This is a genomic window from Nonomuraea sp. NPDC050733, from assembly GCF_040654215.1.
GTDB lineage: Bacteria > Actinomycetota > Actinomycetes > Streptosporangiales > Streptosporangiaceae > Nonomuraea.
This window is the reverse complement of sequence record NZ_JBFAHO010000013.1, coordinates 66,966-89,424: the sequence shown is the minus strand read 5'-3', so window position 1 is coordinate 89,424 and position 22,459 is coordinate 66,966. Positions and strand designations below refer to the sequence as shown.

Below are 22,459 nucleotides of genomic sequence, written 5' to 3'. Positions count from 1 at the left end.
CGGAACCTCGCCCGGACTGGATAGCGCTATTGTCCAAGGATGCGCATCTCGGAGCTGAGCGCCCGTTCCGGCGTGGCCATCGCGACGATCAAGTACTACCTGCGTGAGGGCCTGCTGCACCAGGGCGAGCAGCTCGCCGCCACCCGCGCCGAGTACGACGACTCCCACCTGCGCCGGCTGCGGCTCATCCGGGCTCTGCTGGAGATCGGCAGGCTGCCCGTGGCCGCCATCAAGCAGGTGGTCGAAGCGGTGGAGGACGAGACGATGCCCGTGCACGAGGTGCTCGGCACCGCCCACTACGCGCTCGGCCCGGCCGTCGAGCCCGAGCCCGGCGAGTTGTGGGAGACGGCTCTGGCCGAGAGCGACCGGCTCGTCGCCGGACAGGGCTGGACGCTCACGCCGCACGCCCCCACCCGCACCGAGCTGGCCCAGACGCTCGTCACGCTGCGCCGGCTCGGCATGTCCACCGACCTGAAGCGCTACGCCGACGCCGCGGGACACATCGCCGAGGGCGACATGGACACGATCCCGCTCGACGGCCCCCGGGAGAGCGCCGTGGAGGCGCTGGTGCTGGGCACGGTCCTGTACGGCAGGGCGCTCGACACGCTGCGCCGCATGGCCCACGAGTCGGAGTCCGCCCGCCGCCTCGGCACCGGCCGCGAGGCCGCCGAGGAGACCGAGGGGGCCCGCGAAACGGATCAAGGCCCAGCCCCGGGGTAGGAGCGCCCCCATGTTCGAGGACTTCACGACAAGCAGGATCGACGTGGGCGAGGCCGAGCTGTTCGTCCGGCACGGCGGCGCCGGCAGCCCGGTGCTGCTGCTCCACGGCCACCCCCGCACCCACGCCACCTGGCACCGGGTGGCGGCCGAGCTCGCCCCCCACCACACCGTGGTCTGCCCCGACCTGCGGGGCTACGGCCGCTCCTCCAAGCCGACCACCACCCCCGACCACGAGCCGTACTCCAAGCGGGCGATGGCCCGCGACATGATCGCCCTCATGCGGGAGCTGGGCCACGAGCGGTTCGCCGTCGCGGGCCACGACCGGGGCGCGTACGTCGCCCACCGGCTGGCCGTGGACCACCCCGACGCCGTCAGCCGGCTCATCGTCCTGGACGCGGTGCCGATCGGCGAGGCGCTGGCCCGCTGCGACGCCGGATTCGCCGCGAGCTGGTGGCACTGGTTCTTCCTCGGCCAGACCGACAAGCCCGCCGAGCGGGTCATCAACGCCGACCCGGACGCCTGGTACCGGTACACGGCCGAGCACATGGGCCCCGAGGCGTACGAGGACCTGCGCCGGGCGCTGCACGACCCGGAGGTCGTCCACGCGATGTGCGAGGACTACCGGGCCGGCCTGGGCGTCGACCGTGACGCCGACGACGCGGCGCAGGCGGCCGGGCGGCGGGTGCGCTGCCCGATGCTGTTCCTGTGGGGCTCCAAGGACGACATGGAGGACCTGTACGGCGACCCGCTCGCGCTCTGGCGGTCGTGGGCCGACGACGTGCGCGGGCACGCCGTGGACAGCGGCCACCACATGGCGGAGGAGATCCCCGGCGAGCTGGCCCGCGAGATCGGGGACTTCCTGCGCGCTACTCGCTGACCGTGACCGGCCGTTTCAGCAGCCACAGCGCGGCCCGCCGCAGCAGCGTGCGGTGGATCTCGTTGTCGTAGGAGCGGGTGTCGTGGCCGAGCGCGTCGTAGACCACGCGGCCGCGCCGTACCGGCCGGGCCCACACCAGGGGCTGCCCGTCGGCGGAGGCCAGCGGCCGTACGTCGGGCAGCACCTCCAGGTCGCTGTAGACCTCGTCCACCACGTCGAAGTCGCGCAGCCCCTCCACGATCGGGTGCTCGCCGCTCACCCGCACCCCGGTCCAGCCGAGCGGCGGGTGGTGCGACTTGGGCCAGGTCCAGCAGCCGCCCAGCACGCGCGGCCAGCCCTGCCAGTCGTCGAAGCAGATGGACGCGGCGTGCATGCCGAGCAGGCCGCCGCCGCGCTCCAGGTGGTCCAGCAGCGTCGTGCGGGCCTGCGCGGGCAGCTCGAAGCGCCACTGGTCGCGCAGGTCGGCGAAGCGGTCATGGTCCATCCGCCAGCGCAGCGCGTTGACGGTGATGAGCTGTGTCTCGGAGGGCTCACTGAGCGCGCCGGCGATGTCCTCGGTGATCTCCGACTCGATCCCGACCTCCGCGAGCGCCTCGGCGATGGCGGCCGAGGTGGCGTCGAAGTCGTGGAACGGGCCTCCTGACAGGATCAGATTTCTCGCCATCGCCCAAGCCCATCACTTCTGCCCCACCTTTTCCACCCGTCGTGCTCGCCCGAAACTGGCACATCGGGGGGTGGCGCCGGGCCCGCCGTGCTCGACCAGGACGAGCTGGAGCGCGTACGACCGGCCTGACCTCCCGTGATCCCGGCCGGCCGGGCTCCTATAGTCGCACTCATGGATCTCGGTATCGCGGGCAAGGTAGCACTCGTCACAGGCGGTAGCGCGGGCATCGGCCTGGCCGCCGCCAGGAGCCTGGCGCGGGAGGGATGCGACGTCTGCGTGGCGGCCCGCGACCCCGAGCGGCTGGCCGACGCCGTGGTGGCGCTCCAGGAGTTCGGCGGCGTGGTGCACGCCGTGCTCGCCGACGTGGAGGACCCGGCCGCCGCCGCCCGCGTGGCCGCCGAGACACGTGACGTGCTGGGGCCGGTGGACATCCTGGTGGCCAACGCGGGCGGGCCGCCCGCCGGCCGGTTCACCGAGAAGGGCCTGGACGAGTGGGAGGTGGCGATCCAGCGCAACCTGCTGGGCACGGTCCGCCTGATCCACGCGGTGCTGCCCGACATGCGCTCGCGCGGCTGGGGGCGGATCGTCACGGTCACCAGCCGGTCGGCGCGTGAGGCGCTCGACGGCCTGGCCCTGTCCAACGCCACCCGCTCGGCCGTCGCCGGCATCGTCCGCACGCTGGCCCGCGAGGTCGGCGGTGACGGCGTGCTGGTCACCAACGTGATGCCGGGCCCGATCGCCACCGACCGGCTGCGCGAGCTGGCGGGCGGCGACGAGGCCCTGGCGGGACGGGCCGCGCAGGTGCCGGTGGGCCGGATCGGCCGGCCGGAGGAGGTGGGCGACGTGGTGGCGTTCCTCGCCAGCGAGCGGGCCTCGTTCGTCAACGGGGTCTCGCTGCTGGTGGACGGCGGCGAGAGCCGGGTCATCGCCTGACAGCCGCCCTTGGGGGTCCACCGGCGCCGACTTGCCGATGGGCCGGTTTCGCATGACATGCTTCGTTTGAGAACTTCGTGGGGAAGGCAGGGCCATGGACAAGCCGGTCATCGTGACGGTGGACGACGATCCGGGCGTGTCGCGGGCGGTCGCCCGTGACCTGCGCCGCCGCTACGGCCAGAGCTACCGGATCGTCCGTGCCGAGGCGGCGGACCAGGGCATCGAGGCCGTCAAGGAGATGCGCCTGCGCGGCGACGAGGTGGCGGCGATCCTCGCCGACTACCGCATGCCGCAGATGAACGGGGTGCAGTTCCTCGAAGCGGCCATGGACATGTACCCGTACGCGCGCCGGGTGCTGCTGACCGCCTACGCCGACACCGAGGCGGCCATCCAGGCGATCAACGTGGTGGACCTCGACCACTACCTGCTCAAGCCGTGGGACCCGCCGGAGGAGAAGTTCTACCCGGTGATCGACGGCCAGCTCGACGCCTGGCAGCGCACCGACCGGGTGGAGGTGGCGGAGCTGCGGGTGGTGGGCGACCGCTGGTCCGCCCCGTCGTACCGGATTCGCGACTTCCTGGCCCGCAACCACGTCCCGTACCAGTGGATGCTGGCCGAGGACCCGGAGGGCGCGCAGCTCGTCGCGGCGGTCGGCGAGCAGTGCCACCTGCCGCTGGTGGTCACGGCGGACGGCGTGTCGCTCCAGGCGCCCGACCAGTCCACGCTGGCCACGGCCGTGGGGCTGTCGACCACCCCGGCCACCGACTTCTACGACCTCATCGTGGTCGGCGGCGGGCCGGCCGGGCTGGGCGCGGCGGTCTACGGCGCCTCCGAAGGGCTCAACACGGTGCTGGTCGAGGCACAGGCCTCCGGCGGGCAGGCGGGCCAGAGCTCCCGGATCGAGAACTACCTCGGCTTCCCCGACGGCGTCTCCGGCCAGCAGCTCGCCGACCGGGCCCGCCGGCAGGCGCTGAAGTTCGGCGCTGAGCTGCTGACCGCCCGCAAGGTCACCCACCTGGAGCCGCGCGGCCAGGCCCGCGTGGTCGGTTTCAAGGACGGCGGCGAGATCGCGGCGCACGCGGTGATCCTGGCCACCGGCGTGACCTACCGCCGCCTGGAGGCCCCGGGCCTGGACGAGTTCGTCGGCAGGGGCGTCTTCTACGGCGCCGCGCTCACCGAGGCTCCCTCGTGCAAGGACCTGGAGGTCTGCATCGTCGGCGCGGCCAACTCGGCCGGTCAGGCCGCCGTCTATCTGTCGGGATTCGCGAGCAAGGTCCATTTGTTGGTGAGAGGTGATGGATTGGAGAGGTCCATGTCCCACTACCTCATCGAGCAGATCGACGCGATCCCCAACATCGAGGTCCACACCCAGACCCATGTCGTCGGCGGCCGGGGGGACGGGCACCTGGAGCAGCTCACGCTCAGCACGAAGGGCGAGGAGCGCACCGTCGACACGCAGTGGCTGTTCGTGTTCATCGGCGCGGAGCCGTACACCTCCTGGCTGGGCGACACCGTCGAGCGCGACGCCAAGGGCTTCGTGCTGACCGGCCCCGACCTGGTGCAGGGCGGCCGGCGCCCGCGCAACTGGACGCTGCGGCGCGAGCCGTACTTCCTGGAGACCAACGTGCCCGGCGTGCTGGCCGCCGGCGACGTGCGCGCCGAGTCGATCAAGCGGGTCGCCTCGGCCGTCGGGGAGGGCGCGATGGCCGTCGCGCTCGTGCACCGCTACCTGGAGAAGCAGTGACCACCACAACCACCACCACGATCGACATAGACGAGCTGCGCAAGCTGTTCCTGTTCGAGCGGCTCAGCGACGAGCAGCTCACCAAGCTGGCCATGAGCGGTCAGGTCCGCTCGTACGCGGCCGACGAGATGATCATCCGGCAGGGCGACCCCGCCGAGTGCTTCGCGGTGCTCATCGAGGGCGAGATCCAGATGCTCCAGGAGACCGTCAGCGCCGGCACGGTCGCGATGCCGCGCACCTCCCAGCCGGGCGTGTACGGCGGGGCGACGTCGGCCTACCTGGGCGACCGGGCGCCGCAGCACTACCAGAGCTCGCTGCGGGCCACGGCGCCGACGCGGATGTTCCTGCTGCCGGCCAAGAAGTTCGCGCACATCGTGACCGAGTGGTTCCCGATGGCGATGCACCTGCTCGACGGCATGGTGTCGGGCGGCCGGATGCAGCGGGAGATCATCGACCGGCGGCAGCGGCTGACGGCCCTCGGCACGATCACCGCCGGGCTCACGCACGAGCTGAACAACCCGGCCGCCGCGGCCGTCCGCGCGGTCGGCGAGCTGCGCTCGCTGATCAGGTCGTCCCGGGTGGAGCTGGCGCAGCTCGCCGAGAACGGCATACCGCCGGAGCGGCTGCGCGCGCTCATCGAGATGCAGGAGAGCTGCACCGAGGCCCTGGGCAAGCTGCCGCCGCGCAGCCCCCTGGAGATCTCCGACGCCGAGGACACGCTCGGCGACGCGCTGGAGGAGCTGGGCTTGGAGGGCGCGTGGGATCTGGCCCCCGCGCTGGTCCAGGCCGGGTTCGGCCCGCAGCACCTGGACAAGATCCGCAGGAAGGTGGGCGACGAGCACGCGCCGGCCGCGCTGCGCTGGCTGTCGGAGGCGGTGGAGATCTCGCAGATGCTGGGCGAGGTGACCGAGGCCACCGAGCGCATCTCGTCGCTGATCCGCTCGGCCAAGCAGTACTCCCAGATGGACCGGGCGCCGTTCCAGATCTGTGACGTGCACGACCTGCTGGACAGCACGGTCGCGATCTTCCGCGGGAAGATCGCGCCGGGCATCAGCGTGGTCACCGACTACGACCGGACGCTGCCGCCGATCCCGGCCTACGGCGGCGAGCTGAACCAGGTGTGGACCAACCTCATCCACAACGCCCTCGACGCCATGGGCGAGGAGGGCACGCTGACGATCCGTACCGCGCACGACGAGGACGAGGCGATCATCGAGATCGGCGACACCGGCCCCGGCGTCCCGGACGCGATCAAGGACCGGATCTTCGAGCCGTTCTTCACCACGAAGAGCGTCGGCCAGGGCACCGGGCTCGGGCTGGACATCTCGTACCGGATCGTCGCCGGGCGCCACGGCGGCGAGATCAAGGTGCGGTCGGTGCCCGGCGAGACGTGGTTCGAGGTGCGCCTGCCGCTGCGGGAGCCGGCGGCCGCCGCGTCCTGACCTCCGGAGGGCGGCTCCGCCCGCCGGACCCCCAGAGAGGCCGGACCCCCAGAGAGGACTGTCGTGTCGATCTCGGAGTGGACCCGGGAGGCTCTGCCCGGCATGCTCGACGACCTGCGCATGCTCGTCGAGCTGGAGACCCACAGCTACGACAAGGCCCTGCTGGCCATCGGCCTCGGAGGTGTGCGGGCGCTGGCGGCCGAGCGGCTGGGCACGCCGGACCGGGTCGCCCTGCACGACGGCGGCGAGCACGGCGACGTGCTGGAGCTGACCTACGAGGGCACCGCGCCGGGCACCGTGCTCATGCTCAGCCACTACGACACCGTGTGGCCGGCGGGCACGCTCGCCGACTGGCCGTTCACCGTGGCGGACGGCAGGGCGACGGGGCCGGGCGTGTTCGACATGAAGACGGGGCTGGTGCAGTCGGTCTGGGCGGTGCGCGGGCTGCGCGAGCTGGGCCTGCCGCATCCGTCGGTGCGGCTGCTGTTCAACGGCGACGAGGAGATCGGCAGCCCGTTCTCCCGCTCCTCCATCGAGGCGGCCGCCGAGGACGCCGTCGCCACGCTGGTGTTCGAGGCGTCGGGAGGCGGCGCGCTGAAGACGGCGCGCAAGGGCGTCGGGCTGTTCGACGTGAGCATCACCGGGATCGAGGCGCACGCGGGCCTCGACCCCGACGCGGGCGCGAGCGCCGTCCACGCGCTGGCCGAGGTCATCGCGCAGGTCACGGCGGCGGCCGCGCCCGAGCGCGGCACCACGGTCAACGTCGGCCTGGTCAGCGGCGGCACCGGCCGCAACGTCGCGGCCGGTCGCGCCACGGCGGGCGTCGACGTGCGGGTCAGCGAGCCGGCGGAGATGCGCCGCGTCGAGGAGGCGTTCGCCGCGGTGCGGGCGGCCGACCCGCGGATCACGGTCTCGGTCTCGGGCGTCTGGAACCGGCCGCCGATGACCCAGAACCCGGCCTCGCAGCGGCTGTTCAAGGAGGCGCAGTCGGTGGCGGCGGGCCTCGGGTTCGCGCTGGAGGAGATCTCGGTGGGCGGCGCCAGCGACGGGAACTTCGTCTCGGCGCTGGGCCGGCCGGTGCTGGACGGCATGGGCGCGGTCGGCGGCGGCGCGCACGCGCGCGACGAGCACGTGCTCGTCGCGCACATCCCGGAGCGGACGGCGCTGACGATGGGCCTGGTCACCGCCCTCGGCTGAGGAAACCTTCACGCGGCGGGGTCTCAAGCGGGGACGGACCTGATACGCTCCCAAGCGAGCGCTTGGTTTATCCCTCCGAGAGGCCGCCGCATGAAGTTCTCAACCTTCCACCTCTTCCACCGGTTCGACGGGCAGAGCTTCAAGGACGTCTACGACTACCACCTGGAGCTCATCGAGCTGGCCGAGGAGCTGGGCTTCGACGGGGTGAGGCTGGCCGAGCACCACTTCCGCGACTACGGGGTGGCGCCCAACCTCTTCACCGTGCTCGCCCACGCCGCCGCCCGCACCTCCCGCCTGCGCCTGGGCACCGGCATCGTGGTGCTGCCGCTGCACAACCCCGTCCACGTGGCCGAGGAGGCCGCCCAGGTGGACGTGCTCTCCGGCGGGCGCCTGGACCTGGGCATCGGCCGTGGGTACCAGAGCTTCGAGTTCGAGGGCTTCGGGGTGGACCTGGCCGAGGCGCGCGACCGCTTCAACGAGGCGCTGGAGGTCATCCTGGGCCTCTGGACGCGGGAGTCGTTCCAGCACGAGGGCAAGTTCTACCGGACCGGCTCCGAGGTGTCGCTCACGCCGCGCCCCCTCCAGGCCCCGCACCCGCCGCTGCACGTGGCCGCCGTGTCGCCGGAGACCGTCACCATGTACGCCGAGCGCGGGCTGCCCATCCTGGCCGACCCGGCCGCGCCGTTCCGCAAGGTCGTCAAGGCGGCGCAGACGTGGCGGGACACCGCCGCCCGCGCCGGGCGCGGGGCGGGCGCCGAGCTGGTCGTGGCGCGCAGCGTCTACGTGGCCCCGACCGCCGAGCAGGCGCGCGAGGACCAGGCCAGGTTCGAGGCGGCCTTCGACCGCTCGCGCATCTTCAACGAGGGCAGCGCCCCCATCGACCCGAGGACGGGCAGGGCCGCGCAGGGCTTCGAGTACTACCAGGACCGCTACCTCAAGGGCGGCAGCGTATCGGCCGACTTCCGGTGGGAGCAGCTGGAGGTGATCGGCGACCCGGCGCGGGTGATCGAGCAGATCACGCTGCTGCGCGACGCCGGCTTCGCCAACCTGCTGTGCGACTTCGGCAGCACCCGGCCCATGCCGCTGGAGGAGATGAAGAAGGTCCTGCGCTTCTTCGCCGCCGAGGTCATGCCCGCCTTCGCCTGACCGGCCCGCCCGTCTGCGGCCGGCACACCAGTCCGTACGGCCCGCGCGCCGGCCCGGCGGCGGGCGACCACCCTCCAGGAGGCGCGATGATCCACAGCCTGACCCTCTCGGACGTCCTCGCCGAGCACGCCCGCAGCCGTCCCGGGACGACGGCGGTCGTGGACGGCGAGGTCCGGCTCACCTACCCCGACCTGGACGAGCGGGTCACGCGCCTGGCGGACGCCCTGGCGGCGCGCGGCGTCACGCCCGGCGAGCGCGTCCTCTGGCTCGGGCAGAACTCCCACGCCGTGCTGGAGCTCCTGCTGGCCTGCTCGCGCATCGGGGCGATTTTCTGCCCGGCCAACTGGCGGCAGTCGGCCGACGAGCTGCGCTTCCTGGTCGAGGACCTGACGCCGCGCGTGGTGGTCTGGGAGCCGTCGGAGGCGACGACGGCCGTCCAGGAGGCGCCGGCCACGTCCGGGGCCGTGTGGGTGCGGGCCGGCCAGGCGTACGAGGAGCTCGTGGCGGAGGGCCTGGTCCGCGACTTCCCGCAGGTCGCCGACACCGAGCCGGCGCTCGCCCTCTACACCGCCGCCTTCGACGGCCGCCCGAACGCCGCCCTGCTCAGCAGCGCCGCCCTGGTCGCCCACAGCGCCTCGCTGCTCGTGGTCCGCCAGATGGAGCCGGGCTTCACGTTCCTCAGCAGCGGGCCGCTGTTCCACGTGGGCACGATGATGTTCTGCCTGGCCACGCTGCAGATCGGCGGGACGAACGTGTTCACGCCCGCGTTCGATCCCGAGGAGGTGTGCCGGCTGATCGACGCCGAGCGGGTCACGCAGGCGTTCCTGTTCGGGCAGATGATCGACGCCGTGCTGGCGGTCCGGCCGCAGGGCAAGTACGACCTGTCGTCGCTGCGGTTCGTCGCTCACTCGGCGGAGTGGGACGAGCTGATCACCGTGGACGACTCGCCGTGGTGCCGGTCCAAGATGGGCGGGTACGGCCAGACGGAGGTGGGCGGCATGCTCACGTTCCTGGGGCTGGCTCCCGGGGCGGCGGGGTTCGCGGGGCGGCCGTCGCCGCTCGTACAGGTGCGGATCCTGGCGCCGGACGGCGGCGAGGTGCCGGACGGGGAGGTGGGTGAGATCTGTGCGCGCGGCAAGTCCCTCTTTTCCGGATATTTCGCCCGTCCGGAGTTAAATGCGGCGAAGTTCGCTCATGGGTGGCATCACACCGGTGACCTCGGCCGCCGCGAGCCCGACGGCTCGATCACCTTCATCGGCCCCCGGCTCCGCATGATCAAGTCCGGCGCCGAGAACGTCTACCCGGCCGAGGTCGAGCGGGCCATCAAGACGCACCCGGCGGTGGCGGACGCGGCGGTCATCGGCGTCCCGGACGAGCGCTGGCACCAGGCGGTCCGGGCCGTCGTGGTGCTCGCCCCGGACGCCACGGCGACGGCCGAGGAGCTGGTGGCGCACGTCAAGGGCCTGCTGGCCTCGTACAAGAAGCCCCGTGACGTGGTGTTCGCCGACGCGATCCCCAAGCGCGGCTTCACCCCGGACTACGACGCCCTCGACCAGACCCACGGCGGCGGCAACTACCCCGGCATCTGACAGCGATGTTGCGAGAACCGGGGTTCTGCGGCGCCGCTCTCAGCGACGGCGCACCTTGTCCGTTTTCGGGACGAGCACACGCCAACAACCACCTCGGGCGAGCTTCGTCCGGGCACCACGAAGCCATGGCGCTGTGAGTCGCCCGGTTCAACTCGCGCAAGGCGCTTCACGGGCACTCACAGGACGGCGAGGGGGTTGAGGGGGCTGCCGGTGCCGCCCTCGATCCTGAGAGGGGCCGCGACGAAGACGAAGTCCGCGCGGCCCCTGGCGCTCAGCTCCTCCAGCCACAGCATCTCCACCAGGTGGATCCCGTGCCGGTGCAGCAGGATGAGGTGCAGGTCGTCCGCCAGCTCCTCCCCCGCGAGCTGGCGCGCGTCCAGGCCGCCGATCGCCGCGTTGTCCGAGGCCACCACCGCGACGTCCCGCGCCGCCAGCCACCGCCCGGCGGCGGCCGACAGGCCAGGCTGGCCCGACCAGTACTCCTCCCGCGACCGCTCCCACACCGCGGGCCAGCCGGTACGGATCACCGCGACGTCCCCCGGCCGGAGCTCCGGCCCGGCCGCCTCCAGCTCCTCCGGCGTGATCCGGTGCCCGGCCGGCAGGTGGTCCAGGCCCAGGTGCCGGGCCACGTCGAACAGAACGCCCCGCCCCACCACCCCGCCCACGTGCTCGATGCCGCAGCGCGTGGCCCCGTAGGAGCGGACCCGGGCGGCCGGGTGGCCGTTGTACAGCTCGTCGCCGGACCACATGTGACACAGCGCGTCCATGTGGGTGGTCGTGCCGTGGTGGGAGACGATCAGCGCGTCGTCGGCCACCCGTAGCCCCGCGCCGACCGGCCGCGCCCCCGCCGCGTAGTCGCCGCCGTCCACGGACATGAAGTGCTGCGGCAACGGCCGCCCCCTCAGATGCGGGACGGTGCCGGGGGCGGGCGAGGAGGTGGAGCCCCTGATCGGCAGGGCCAGGCTGAGCACCTCGCCGGTGGCGGCCGAGCGGAGGGCGTCCAGGACGGCGTCGGGGGTGAGGAGGTTGAGGGTCCCGCGCTGGTCGGCTGGGCCGAAGCGGCCCCAGTTGTTAGGCTCGGCAACCAAGTAAGCGCTTCCTTTCAGGAGGGGCGTGGACGCGTCCGGAGAGGCGTGCCCGTTCGGGATGACGTGACGAGGAGGTCAGATGCGCTGCGATCCCCGGTTCTCGCGCGTGCGTGAGGTGTTCGAGCGGCACTTCGCCGACGGCGAGGAGGAGGGCGCCGCGTTCGCGGTGTACCTGGACGGCGAGCCGGTGGTGGACCTGTGGAGCGGCGTCGCCGACCGTCACACCGGGCGCGCCTGGCAGGAGGACACCCCGGTGTACGCGTACTCCTGCACCAAGGCGGTCACCGCCACCGTCCTGCTCCAGCTCGCCGAGCGGGGGCTGGTGGACGTGGGCGCGCCGGTGGCGGAGGTGTGGCCGGAGTTCGCGGCCGAGGGCAAGGAGCGCGTCACCGTCGAGCACCTCCTCACGCACGCGGCGGGGCTGCCGGTGGTGGAGGACCCGGTGCCCGTGGAGGAGTTCGGCGACCATCCGGCCATCGCCGCCCGCCTGGCCGGGCAGCGGCCGCTGTGGGAGCCGGGGTCGGCGCACGGCTACCACGCGCTGTCGTACGGGTTCCTGGTGGGCGAGGTGGTGCGGCGGGTGACCGGCAAGTCGGTGGGCGAGCTGGTCGCGGCGGAGATCGCCGGGCCGCTCGGGCTGGACCTGTGGATGGGCGCCCCCGACCCGGTGCTCGCCCGCGCCGCCCGTCTGACGGCCGGCGGCGACCGCCCCCACGCCACCCTCACCCCGACCCCCGACACCTCGACGCCCGACAGCCCCGCGCCCGACAGCCCGGCAACCGTCAGCCCCGCGCCCGACAGCCCCGCGCCCGTCAGCCCGGCGACCGACAGCCCGGCGGCTGGGGACGCGCCCTCCGCGAGCGCCCTCAGCGATCTGGCCGGCGCGTCCGACGACGGCGGGGCCTTCGGCAGGATGGCCAGGGACGTGCGCGACCCCCAGAGCCTCATGAACCGGGCGCTCGGCAACCCCTCCATGCAGCGGCTCAAGGGCGGCGCCAACCACCCCGTCATCATGCGCGCCGGCTGGCCCGCCGCCGGGCTCGTCACCACGGCCCGCGCCCTGGCCGGCTTCTACCGCTCGCTGCTCGCCGGCGACCTCCTGCGCCCCGAGACGCTGCGGGACGCCCTCCGCCCCCGGGTCGGCGGCCCGGACCGGGTCCTGCACCTGGACAGCTCCTTCGGCCTCGGCTACATGCGTCCGGCGTCGACGTTCTTCGTCCCGTCGGCGACCGCGTTCGGCCACACCGGCCTGGGCGGTTTCGTCGGGTTCGGCGACCCCGAGCACGGTGTGGCCGCCGCCTACGTCATGAACCGGATGGCCGACGCCGTCTCCGGCAGTCTGCGCGCGTACCGGCTCACGGAGGCCGTCTACCGGTCCCTGTGACCACGCCGCCGTCCTCACTGTGCTGTCCTCACTGTGCTCCGCCCTCACCGGGCCGCTCGCACTGGGCCGTCCTCAGTGCATGGTCACGCCGCCGCTCACCGACAGGGTCTGCCCGGTGATGTAGGCGGCGCGATCCGTGCACAGGTACGCGACGAGGCCCGCCACGTCGGCGGGCGTCCCGAGGCGGCGCAGCGGGACGGCCCTGGTGATCTTCTCGACCAGGCCCGGCTCGGCGGCCGACACACGGCGCAGCATCGGGGTGTCGGTCGGACCCGGGCAGACCACGTTGGAGGTGACGTTCGCCCGCGCCGCCTCCCTGGCGAGGGTCTTGGCCAGCCCGAACAGCCCCGCCTTCGTCGCCGCGTACGCGCCCTCGCCGCCCGAGCCGGCCCGCGCCCCGTCCGAGGAGACGAACACCAGCCGCCCCCAGCCCCGCGTCAGCATCCCCGGCAGGAGGAGCTTGGTCATCAGCATCGGGCCGCGCAGGTTCACCCGCCACATGAGCTCCCAGGCGGCCGGGTCGCTCTCGACGAACGGCTCGACGATGGACACGCCGGCGTTGTTGACCAGGATGTCCACGTCCGCGCCCAGGTCGCCGACGGCGAGGCAGAACCGCTCCACCGACTCGGGTACGGCGAGGTCCACGCCCAGGGGGACGGCCCGGGCCAGCCCGGAGGCGACCTTCCCCGCGCCCTCCAGATCCACGTCCGCCACGACCACGCGGGCACCCAGGGCGGTCAGGTCGCCGGCGATGGCCGCGCCGATCGCCCCCGCTCCCCCGGTCACCACCGCCGTCCGCCCGTCGAGCCGCAGCCCCTCCATCAGCCCGCTCCCCGCCACAGCCCTCTCCGCCTCCTCCGTCATCGCCGCCCCTCCCCGGCCGTCCCGTCGTCCGCCTTCCAGCGATCCACCAGCCGGCCGGCCGTCACGCGAGTCGCGAGCAGGCTGACCGTGTGCTTCAGCACCGCCCTCGCGTACTCCTCGGGAATCCCGGCGACCGCGTCCGTGACCACCGTGACCCGGTAGCCGAGGTTCACCGCCTCCAGGGCCAGCCCCGGGATGCCCAGGTTCAGTGACACACCGACGGCGACCACCGACGAGACCCCGAGCGACCGCAGCGTCATGTCCAGGGACGTGCCGGTGAACGGCGAGAAGCCGTGGTACCGGCGGCTCTCCAGGTCGCCGGGCTCGCGCAGCTCCGGCAGCACCTCGACGGCCGGTGTGCCCTCCAGCATGTGGGCCGGGTCGTCGAGCAGGGAGACGATGAACGGGCAGTTGCCGGTGTGGGAGCCCGCCCGGTCGGTCCGGAAGGCGGCGGTGCAGTGGATGACGGGGAGCCCGGCCGCCCTGGCCGCGTCCAGGACCGCCGCCGCGTTGGGGACGACGTCACGGAGCCGGCACGCCGTCACCAGATCCGGAAATTTCGTGAGATCGCCGATGACGCCCCTCTGCATCTCCATCACGAGCACAGCCTCGCGGTCCACCCTGGCCTCCATTTAGCCGAGCGCTTGCTTGGGAGCGGGTCCAGCGTACACGAGCCTCACCCGCCGCCCCGAGTGACGCCAGAACAACCAAGGGCGAAATATCGCCAGTCGTGACAACCCGCGCCTCGGGTGAGACCGTCGAACCGGAGAAGGCTCGCGTGATGGGGGTTGGACTTGGTCCCTGGGTACCGGGAAGTGCGCCAGCTCGGCGGCGGGCACACCGGCCGCGTGTTCCTCGCCACCTACGAGACCACCGGCGCCTACGTGGCGATCAAGTACCTGAACGCCACCCTGCGCCGGGACGCCGAGTTCATGGAGCGCTTCCGGGTGGACGCCCCGGCCCTCGTCGAGATCGACGACCCGCACGTGGTCAGGCTGCACGAGTACGTCGAGACGCCCGCCCGGGCGGCCGTGGTGATGGAGCTGGTCGACGGCGTCTCGCTGCGTGCCCTGCTGTCGGAGCACGGCCACGCGAGCCCGGAGGCGGCGCTCGCCGTGCTGAAGGGCACCCTGCTGGCGCTCGCCGCGGCCCACGAGCGCGGGGTGGCGCACCGGGACGTCAAGCCCGAGAACGTCCTCGTCCAGGCCGACGGCACGGCCAAGCTGGGCGACTTCGGCGTCGTGGTCCACGCCGAGGAGCCGGGGGTGCCCGCCGGCAGCCCGCCGTACATGGCGCCGGAGCTGTGGACGCGCGGCGCCGCCGGGCCGCCCGCCGACCTGTACGCGGCGGCGTGCCTGCTGTTCGAGACCGTGAAGGGGCGGCCTCCGTTCCGGGCCGGCGGCGTGACGGAGCTGCGCGACCTGCACCTGGCCGAGCCCGTGCCGCTGGAGGTGGTGCCCGACACCCTGCGCGACCTGCTGCGGCGCGGCCTGGCCAAGGACCCGGCGGAGCGGTACGCCTCGGCCCGGCGGTTCGCGGCGGAGCTGGAGGAGGACGCGGTCGCGGGCTACGGACCCGACTGGGAGAAACGGGGCCGTCGCCACCTGGCGGAACTGGCCACGCTGCTCGCGCTGCGCTTCCCGCTGGCCCCGTCCGGCTCGGCGACGACCGGCCGCGCCTCGCCACGGGACCGGCCGCTGCGCGACCGGCTGCTGAGGGTGCCGAAGCTGCCGCCCCACCTGTGGATCGCGGGCGCGGCCGTGACGGTCATGGCCATCGCGGTCGCGGCGTCGGGCGGCCGGTTGGCGCGCGACCCCGGCACGGTGCTGATACCGCAGCCCGAGGCGCCCGAACGGTCCACGTCCGGCGACGCCACGGACCCGGCCCGCCGGAGCGCCACCGGCACAAGCCGCCCGTCCGCGCCCGCCTCCTCACGCCCCGCCTCCTCACGTCCGGCCTCGTCACGTCCGGTCACATCGGCTCCCGTCTCTCCCGTCCCCGCCTCTCCGGGGCCCGTCACGTCGGCGAGGTCCACGCCGGGCGTGCCCTCGCCGACCTCACCGATCTCCCGGGCCACCGCGCCGGTCGTCCGCTCCGCCGGCATCGTGGGGTGGAGCGGCTCGGCGGGCTCGGTACGGGTATCCGCCGAGGGGACCGGCCCGGTACGGCTGCGCATCGCGTACACGCGGCGCGACGGCGACGGACCCGCCCGTACGGTCGCCCGGGAGACGCGCACCCTGACCGGCGAGACCGTGTACACGAGCGGGGTGCTGCGCGACCTCGGCGACGTGCCCTGCGGCACGCGGGCGCACTTCGGCCTCATGGTGCTGACGGAGCCCGCGGCGGACAACGGGCCGCAGATCAGCGAGGTCGAGGTGGACGGCGGTCCCTGCCCGCCGCCCACGCCCACCTCCTCCGCCACGGCCACGGCGAGCCCCGCGCCGACGCCCGGCCGGGCCGTCGCTCCGCCCGGCCCCCGGCCCGGCGACCCCGCCCCCCTCTCCGGCGGAGACCCAGCGGTCCCTCCGGACTCGCAGGCGTCCCCCGGCGACGGGGTGCCGCCGTCCGGGGCCCTCGGGACCGCCGGACGTCACTGATCTCGCGGTCGCCGATCCGGGCGCGCCCGTTCGCGTCGGCGGCCGGGCACCGGCGATCGTCCCAGGGCCGCCGTCGCACCCTTGTCGGGTAACCAAGCGTGCGCTAGCTTGGCAAGCGATGACCGGTGACACCTCCGCCTACTGGGCCGCCTGCAGGCGCGGCGAGCTGGTCGTCCAGCGCTGTACGGACTGCGGACGGCGCGTCCACCTCCCCGAGGCGGACTGCCCGTGGTGCGGCGGTGGCGGGCTCGTCTTCGAGCCGGTCTCCGGCGACGGCGTGGTGCACACGTACACGGTCGTGCACCGGTCGTTCGCGCCCGGCTACCGGGGACGGGAGCCGTACGTGCTGGCCTGGGTGGACCTGCCGGAAGGGGCCCGCGTGTTCGGGCAGGTCGTCGGCTGCGCGCCGGATGAGGTCCGCATCGGGATGCCGGTGCGGGTGACGTTCCTGGACGACCTACCGCATTGGAGACCCCTGTGAGCGTGCTCGGGAAGCTCGGCAACGTGCTCATCCCCGTCGCCGACCTCGACCAGGCGATCGCCTTCTACGGGTTGCCGGTGAAGTTCCGCGACGGCGACCGGTTCGCGGCGCTGGACGGCGGCGGGGTGACCGTGGCGCTGGCCGGACCCGCCGAGCAGGTCGCCGACACGGCCGCGCCCTCGTACCGGGTGGACGACGTGGCGCTGGCCGTACGGGAGCTGTCCGCCCGTGGCGGTGAGGTGGTGCGCGCGCCCGAGGAGGGGCCGCACGAGACGCGTGCCGTGCTGCGCGACCCGTCGGGCAACGTCTTCGTGCTCTACGCCCCTCTCTGACCCGCGCGGCCACCCCTTCGACCGACCGGCGGCCCCGCACTCCCCTCAAGCTCGAAAAGCTGATCCGGAGGCTCCCATGGCGCGATCCCCCTACGGCAACTACGGCCACGCGATCCTGACCGCCGGGGCACTGCGAACCCCGGACCGGGAGGCGCTCACCTACTGCGGCGAGCGCCGATTCACCTACGACCAGCTCAACCGGCTCGTCAACCGCCGCGCCCACGCCCTCCTCGCCGCCGGGATCACCCCCGGGCAACGGGTGGGGGCGCTGCTGAACGAGACCCTGCACGTGGCCGAGACCTACCTCGCGCAGGCCAAGACGGGAGTGGTCACCGCCGCCCTGAACCCGTACTGGCCCACCGACACGCTCCGCGCGGTCGTCGAGCAGTCGGGCTGCACGGCCTTCGTGTACGACTCGACGGTGGAGCGGGCCGTGGCCGAGATCAGGCCCGCGCTCCCGGGCGTGACCACCTGGATGAAGGTCGGCGGGCCCGGCGAGGACGCGGTGGACCTCGACGCGCTGGCCGCGGAGGCGTCCGAGGAGGAGCCGCCGATCGAGGGCGGGTACGACGACCCGCTCGCCCTCTACTACACCTCAGGCACGACCGGCCTGCCGAAGGCGGTCGTCCACACGCACGCCTCGTCGTTGGCCACGGCCCAGATCTGGCTGGACGTGCCGCGCGGTCCCGACTCGGTGTTCGGCACCGGCGCGATCATCTGGGGCATCGGGTTCCCGGCCATCGCCGGCCCGGCCCTGTACGCGGGCATGCGGCTGGTGCTGGAGCAGGACTGGGGGCCGGCGAACTTCCTGCGGGTCGTGCCGCGCGAGCGGGTCACCCACGTGTCCCAGATCCCGTCGTTCTACGCGGCGCTGCTCGGCTCGGCCGAGCACGAGGGCGTGGACCTGTCGTCCGTCGAGGTCATCATGCTGGGCGGCGAGCCCCTGACCGCCACCATGCTCGACCGCATCAAGAGCCGCCTGCCCGGCGCCGCCGTCTACTCCTACTACGGCCAGACCGAGGCGCCGTACACCTGCATGGGCCGCGTCGACGACGGGTCCACCCCCCTCGGGTCGTCCGGACGGGCCCGCACCGGCAACGCGGTCCGCGTGACCGGGCCCACCGGCGAGCGCGTGGTCGGCGAGACCGGCGAGATCAACCTCGCGGGCCCGCACGTGATGGCCGGCTACGACGGCCTGCCCGGCAGGACGGCGGAGGTGCTGCGCGACGGCTGGTACGTGGGTGGCGACCTCGGCGCCGTCTCCGACGACGGGGTGCTGCGGGTGCTCGGGCGGCGCGAGGACGCGATACTCAAGGGCGGCCTCTGGAGCCAGCCGGTGGCCGTCGAGGAGGCGGCCGCGGCGCTGGACGGCGTCGCCGAGGCGGGCGCGGCGGGCGTCCCCGCGCACGTCGAGGGCCGGGAGGCCGTGGAGCAGGAGATCCTGCTGGCCGTGGTGCCCCGCGCCGGTCACACGCTGGACTCCTCCAAGCTGGCGCTGGCCCTGGCCGACACGCTGCCGGCGCACCAGCGGCCCGACCACATCCTGGTGGTGGACGAGCTGCCGCACTTCCAGGACGCCTCAGGCGGGCCGGGCAAGCTGCTGCGGCGCGAGCTCCACCGCCTGCTGGAGCGCTGACGGTGGCCACCTCCGAAGACGTACGCGAGCCTGTGGCCGAGCACGAGGCCAAGGCGCTGCTGCGGGAGGCCGGGGTGCCGGTGCCGCGCGGCGTCGTGATCACCACCGGCCCCGACGTGGGCGCGGACTTCGGCGGGGTCTTCGGAGCGGTCTTCGGCGCAGCGGCGGGGCTCGCCGAGCCGGTGGTGCTCAAGGCGTTCGGGCCGGGGCTCGTCCACAAGTCGGACGCCGGCGCGGTGCGGCTCGGCCTGCGGCTCTCCGAGGTGGAGGACGCGGCCCGGCGGATGCGCGAGGCGCTGTCGGCGCGCGGGATCACCCCGGCCGGGTTCCTCGTGGAGGAGCAGGCCGGGGCCGGGCTGGAGCTGATCGCCGGGCTGGTGCGCGATCCCGGGTTCGGGCCGGTGCTGCTGGCCGGGCTGGGCGGGATATGGGCGGAGGCGCTGCGGGACACGTCCCTGGGCCTGTGCCCGGTCTCCGAGGACGACGCCCGCCGCATGCTTTCGTCGCTGCGGGGCTCGGCGCTGCTGCACGGGTACCGGGGCCGGCCGGGGGTGGACGTCGGCGCGGTGGTCAAGCTGCTCATGACGCTGGGCGGGCTGGGAGGGCTGTGGGAGCGGCTGGAGCTGGGCGAGTTCGAGGCCAACCCGGTGATCGCGTCGCCGTCGGGCGTGGTGGCCGTGGACGCCCGCTACCTGCCGGCCGCCCGCTCGGCCGAACGCGCGCGGCAGGCCGGGGAGACGGACTTCCGGCCGCTGTTCGAGCCGCGCGCCGTGGCCGTGGTCGGCGCCTCCACCACCCGCCCGAACTTCGGCAACATGTTCCTCGACTTCTACCGGGCCGCCGGGATGACCGTGGTCGCCGTCCATCCCGAGGCCGCCGAGGTGGCCGGGGTGCCCGCCGTGCCGTCGCTGGCGGAGGCCCGCGTGGACTACGCGCTCGTCGCGGTGCCCGCCGACGGCTGCGCCGACGTCGTACGGCAGGCGTCCGGTGTGCCGTTCACGCAGGTCATGAGCGGCGGCTTCGGCGAGGCGGGACGGCCCGAGCTGGAGGCCGAGCTGGTGGCGGCGGCGCGCGCGGCCGGCACCCGGCTGCTCGGGCCCAACTGCATGGGCGTGTACTGCCCGCGGGGGCGGCAGACGTTCACCGGCGGCGGGCTCGGACCGCCCGGGAACGTCGCGCTGATCTCGCAGAGCGGCGGCCTCGCCGGAGAGGTGATCAAGGTCGGGGAGCGGCGCGGGCTGGCCTTCAGCCGCGTCGCCACGGTCGGCAACGCGGCCGACGTCACGCCCGCCGAGCTGCTGCGCTGGCTGTCGCACGACCCCGAGACGCGGGCCGTGGGCCTGTACCTGGAGGATCCGCGCGAGGGACGGGCCCTGTACGAGGCGCTGGCCGCGACCACGCTGCCCGTCGTGCTGCTGGTCGGCGGGCGCAGCGCCCAGGGGCGGCGGGCCGCGGCCTCCCACACCGGCGGGCTCGTCGGCGACGGGCGGATCTGGCGGGCGCTGGCCGAGCAGACCGGCGCCACGCTGGTGGGCAGCCAGGACGACCTGATCGGCGTGCTGTCGTTCTTCCAGGCGCACGGCACGCGGTCCGTGTCCGGCGAGGGGGTGCTGGTGATCGGGCCGAGCGGCGGGGCGAGCGTCCTCGCGGCCGACGCGTTCGACCGGGCCGGGACGCGGCTGGACCCGCTGCCCGGCGAGGCCCTCGACGACCTGCGCGGCCTCGGCCTGGGAGCGGGCAGCACGCTGGCCAACCCGCTGGAGGTGCCCGTGGGGCCGCGCGCCCGGCCGGACCTGGTCCCGTCGGCCGTCGCCGCGATCCTGCGCCGCCGGCCGTACCGGGACGTCGTCGCGCACGTCAACGTGCAGAGCTTCTTCACGTACGGCACAGCGGCCGAGCCGCTGCTGGAGTACGCCCGCGCGCTCGGCCGGGCGCAGGACGAGCTGTCCGGGACCAGGTTCACCCTGGTCACGCGGAACGGCGAGTGCGCGCCCGCGGGCGTGGAGGACGAGGTGAGGGGGATCGCCGCGCGGGCCGGCGTCCCGGTGTACCGGTCCATGGAGGCGGCCGCGGTGGCGGTCGCGGCGGGAGGTCGTGGTGGGACTGCTTGACGGCAAGGTGGCGCTGATCACCGGCGGGGCGCGCGGCATGGGCGAGGCGCACGTGCGGCTGTTCCGCGAGGAGGGCGCCGAGGTGGTCTTCGGCGACGTGCTGGACGAGGAGGGCAAGGCGCTGGCGGAGGAGACGGGGTCGACGTTCGTGCATCACGACGTGACGAGCCCGGAGGAGTGGGCCCGGGCCGTGGAGACAGCAGTCTCGCTGCACGGCCGGCTGAACGTCCTGGTCAACAACGCCGGGATACTGAAATTTCGGCGTATCGCGGACATGGAGCCGGACGAGTTCGACCGGGTGATCAGCGTGAACCTCAAGGGCACCTGGCTCGGCGTCAAGTCGGTCATCGAGCCGATGAAGGCCACCGGGCGCGGCTCGATCGTGAACATCTCCTCGATCGAGGGCTTCGTCGGCGCCGAGGGGCTGTCGGCGTACGCGGCCTCGAAGTTCGCGGTGCGCGGCGTGACCAAGTCGGCGGCGCGGGAGCTGGCCCGGTTCAAGATCCGCGTCAACTCCGTCCACCCCGGGGCCATCAACACCTCCATGGCCATGAACCCGGACATGATGGGCGAGATCGACGCCGACGCGTTCGTCAAGTCCATGGTGATCAAGCGGTTCGCCAAGCCGGTGGAGGTGTCCCACGTGGTGGCGTTCCTGGCCTCGGACCGGGCCAGCTACTGCACGGGCGGCGAGTTCACCGTGGACGGCGGGCTGACGACCGGCGCCGGGTACTGACCCGGCCGGGCGCCTGGCCGGGCTCAGGGGATCTTGCGGCCGATCCAGGCGCTCGGGGTGATGAACAGGCCGGTCGCCTCCACCAGGACGGTGCCGTCGGGCAGCGCGATCCGCCCGTCGGCCCACGACTTGCGCCCCTCGCTGCGGCTGTGCTCGGCCGTGGCCACCAGCGGCCGGCCGTACGGGACGGTCGCCCGGTAGCGGACGGTCAGCGTGCCGGTGAGGCCGCCCACCCCGGCGGCGGCGACCGCCTGACCGAGCAGATGATCGAGGATCATCGCGCTGATGCCGCCGTGGACGGCCGAGGGCGGCCCCTCGTGCAGCGCCCGGAAGGCGATGTCGGCCCGTACGCCTCCCCCGGGATCGCGCTCCACCACGAGGGGCAGCGCGTGCGGGTTGGCGGCGCCGGTGACGGCGTTGCCGAGGTGCCGTACGGTGCCGTCCGCGCCGATCTCCAGCGGCTGCGGGGTCTCCCGCGAGGCGGCGCGCAGGCGTGCGGTCAGGGCGGTCAGCTCGGCGGCGACGGCGGCGATCTCGTCCTCGCCCACCTCGGTGAGGGTCACGGCGTCCATGAAGTCCCTGGTCCGGCGGGCGAGGGCACAGAGGGCTTCGAGCCGGGCGTCCTGGGCGGCGACGTCGATCGTCATGGACCGCATCTTAGAACACGTTCTATCAAATCGGGATCTTTGGCGCTAGAGCTAGATCTTTTACCTATAAACGACACGTTCTTTGGACAAACCTGGCAAGCTCTTGACCAGCACCTTCCCGCCCCCGAGCGCGCGACGCGCGTTTGACGCGTGCTTGACCTGCCTTTTCGTCACGGTAGCCTCCGACATCACGGATGACGACAGGCCTCCGGACAGTCACATGTGTCCCGGGTTACCCCAAGTACCCCAGGCTGCGGTGGTAAACCCGGTC

Annotated in this window: 20 protein-coding genes; 15 read left to right on the top strand and 5 right to left on the bottom strand. The window is 73.6% G+C overall.

What is annotated here, in order from left to right; translation table 11 throughout:
- Positions 1 to 39 precede the first annotated feature (39 nt).
- Together AB0H64_RS22035 and AB0H64_RS22030 are read left to right on the top strand one after the other, a co-directional pair.
- Entirely contained in the window at positions 40 to 720 is a 681-nt protein-coding gene (locus tag AB0H64_RS22035) for a MerR family transcriptional regulator (RefSeq protein ID WP_357627295.1), read from the top strand.
- A gap of 10 nt (positions 721 to 730) precedes the next feature.
- On the top strand, positions 731 to 1,597 hold the full coding sequence (locus tag AB0H64_RS22030; protein ID WP_357627292.1) for an alpha/beta hydrolase: 867 nt from the start codon (positions 731 to 733) through the stop codon (positions 1,595 to 1,597).
- Here AB0H64_RS22030 and AB0H64_RS22025 read toward each other — a convergent pair.
- Positions 1,587 to 2,261: a ThuA domain-containing protein gene (locus tag AB0H64_RS22025; RefSeq protein WP_357627289.1), complete on the bottom strand. Its 675-nt coding sequence runs from the start codon at positions 2,259 to 2,261 to the stop codon at positions 1,587 to 1,589. The two genes, AB0H64_RS22030 and AB0H64_RS22025, sit on opposite strands and share 11 nt — an antisense overlap.
- A 171-nt stretch (positions 2,262 to 2,432) precedes the next feature.
- Here AB0H64_RS22025 and AB0H64_RS22020 point away from each other — a divergent pair, with 171 nt between their 5' ends.
- From AB0H64_RS22020 to AB0H64_RS21995, 6 genes are all read left to right on the top strand, one after another.
- Positions 2,433 to 3,194, top strand: coding sequence for an SDR family oxidoreductase (locus AB0H64_RS22020; RefSeq protein ID WP_357627286.1), 762 nt, complete (start codon positions 2,433 to 2,435; stop codon positions 3,192 to 3,194).
- A 94-nt stretch (positions 3,195 to 3,288) separates the two neighbouring features.
- Positions 3,289 to 4,938 (top strand): FAD-dependent oxidoreductase, encoded by a 1,650-nt coding sequence (locus AB0H64_RS22015; protein ID WP_357627283.1) that lies wholly within the window; start codon positions 3,289 to 3,291, stop codon positions 4,936 to 4,938.
- The gene (locus AB0H64_RS22010) at positions 4,935 to 6,380 is read left to right on the top strand and encodes an ATP-binding protein (RefSeq protein WP_357627280.1); all 1,446 of its coding nucleotides are present in this window, start codon (positions 4,935 to 4,937) and stop codon (positions 6,378 to 6,380) included. The genes AB0H64_RS22015 and AB0H64_RS22010 overlap by 4 nt, the downstream gene beginning before the upstream one ends.
- Before the next feature lie 63 nt (positions 6,381 to 6,443).
- On the top strand, positions 6,444 to 7,577 hold the full coding sequence (locus AB0H64_RS22005; RefSeq protein WP_357627279.1) for a M20 family metallopeptidase: 1,134 nt from the start codon (positions 6,444 to 6,446) through the stop codon (positions 7,575 to 7,577).
- 90 nt (positions 7,578 to 7,667) lie between these two features.
- Positions 7,668 to 8,723 (top strand): LLM class flavin-dependent oxidoreductase, encoded by a 1,056-nt coding sequence (locus AB0H64_RS22000; RefSeq protein ID WP_357627276.1) that lies wholly within the window; start codon positions 7,668 to 7,670, stop codon positions 8,721 to 8,723.
- 86 nt (positions 8,724 to 8,809) lie between these two features.
- A complete protein-coding gene (locus AB0H64_RS21995; RefSeq protein WP_357627273.1) occupies positions 8,810 to 10,312 on the top strand; it encodes an AMP-binding protein in 1,503 nt (500 codons plus the stop codon).
- Between the two features lie 176 nt (positions 10,313 to 10,488).
- On the opposite strand, the gene AB0H64_RS21990 is transcribed toward AB0H64_RS21995, so the two are convergent.
- Positions 10,489 to 11,400 carry a cyclase family protein gene (locus AB0H64_RS21990; protein ID WP_357627270.1) on the bottom strand — a complete coding sequence of 304 codons (912 nt, stop codon included), beginning with the start codon at positions 11,398 to 11,400 and terminating at the stop codon, positions 10,489 to 10,491.
- A gap of 79 nt (positions 11,401 to 11,479) precedes the next feature.
- Between AB0H64_RS21990 and AB0H64_RS21985 the strand changes: the two genes are divergently transcribed.
- Positions 11,480 to 12,784, top strand: a complete 1,305-nt coding sequence (locus AB0H64_RS21985) for a serine hydrolase (protein ID WP_357627268.1) — start codon at positions 11,480 to 11,482, stop codon at positions 12,782 to 12,784.
- A gap of 72 nt (positions 12,785 to 12,856) precedes the next feature.
- Here the strand turns inward: AB0H64_RS21985 and AB0H64_RS21980 are convergent, their stop codons facing one another.
- On the bottom strand, positions 12,857 to 13,606 hold the full coding sequence (locus tag AB0H64_RS21980; RefSeq protein WP_357627525.1) for an SDR family NAD(P)-dependent oxidoreductase: 750 nt from the start codon (positions 13,604 to 13,606) through the stop codon (positions 12,857 to 12,859).
- A 38-nt stretch (positions 13,607 to 13,644) separates the two neighbouring features.
- Positions 13,645 to 14,268, bottom strand: a complete 624-nt coding sequence (locus tag AB0H64_RS21975) for an isochorismatase family protein (protein ID WP_357627265.1) — start codon at positions 14,266 to 14,268, stop codon at positions 13,645 to 13,647.
- Positions 14,269 to 14,442: 174 nt separating this feature from the next.
- Here AB0H64_RS21975 and AB0H64_RS21970 point away from each other — a divergent pair, with 174 nt between their 5' ends.
- The 6 genes from AB0H64_RS21970 (at position 14,443) to AB0H64_RS21945 (ending at position 21,541) form a co-directional block, all read left to right on the top strand.
- Positions 14,443 to 16,245 carry a protein kinase gene (locus AB0H64_RS21970; RefSeq protein WP_357627262.1) on the top strand — a complete coding sequence of 601 codons (1,803 nt, stop codon included), beginning with the start codon at positions 14,443 to 14,445 and terminating at the stop codon, positions 16,243 to 16,245.
- Between the two features lie 118 nt (positions 16,246 to 16,363).
- Entirely contained in the window at positions 16,364 to 16,726 is a 363-nt protein-coding gene (locus AB0H64_RS21965) for a Zn-ribbon domain-containing OB-fold protein (RefSeq protein WP_357627259.1), read from the top strand.
- Positions 16,723 to 17,058, top strand: a complete 336-nt coding sequence (locus AB0H64_RS21960) for a VOC family protein (protein WP_355448341.1) — start codon at positions 16,723 to 16,725, stop codon at positions 17,056 to 17,058. Before AB0H64_RS21965 ends, AB0H64_RS21960 begins: the two co-directional genes overlap by 4 nt.
- 76 nt (positions 17,059 to 17,134) lie before the next feature.
- On the top strand, positions 17,135 to 18,694 hold the full coding sequence (locus AB0H64_RS21955; protein ID WP_357627256.1) for a class I adenylate-forming enzyme family protein: 1,560 nt from the start codon (positions 17,135 to 17,137) through the stop codon (positions 18,692 to 18,694).
- Positions 18,695 to 18,696: 2 nt separating this feature from the next.
- Entirely contained in the window at positions 18,697 to 20,805 is a 2,109-nt protein-coding gene (locus tag AB0H64_RS21950; RefSeq protein WP_357627253.1) for an acetate--CoA ligase family protein, read from the top strand.
- Positions 20,792 to 21,541 carry a glucose 1-dehydrogenase gene (locus AB0H64_RS21945; RefSeq protein WP_357627251.1) on the top strand — a complete coding sequence of 250 codons (750 nt, stop codon included), beginning with the start codon at positions 20,792 to 20,794 and terminating at the stop codon, positions 21,539 to 21,541. Before AB0H64_RS21950 ends, AB0H64_RS21945 begins: the two co-directional genes overlap by 14 nt.
- Positions 21,542 to 21,564: 23 nt before the next feature.
- Here the strand turns inward: AB0H64_RS21945 and AB0H64_RS21940 are convergent, their stop codons facing one another.
- Positions 21,565 to 22,188, bottom strand: a complete 624-nt coding sequence (locus AB0H64_RS21940; protein WP_357627248.1) for a PaaI family thioesterase — start codon at positions 22,186 to 22,188, stop codon at positions 21,565 to 21,567.
- Positions 22,189 to 22,459: the final 271 nt, after the last annotated feature.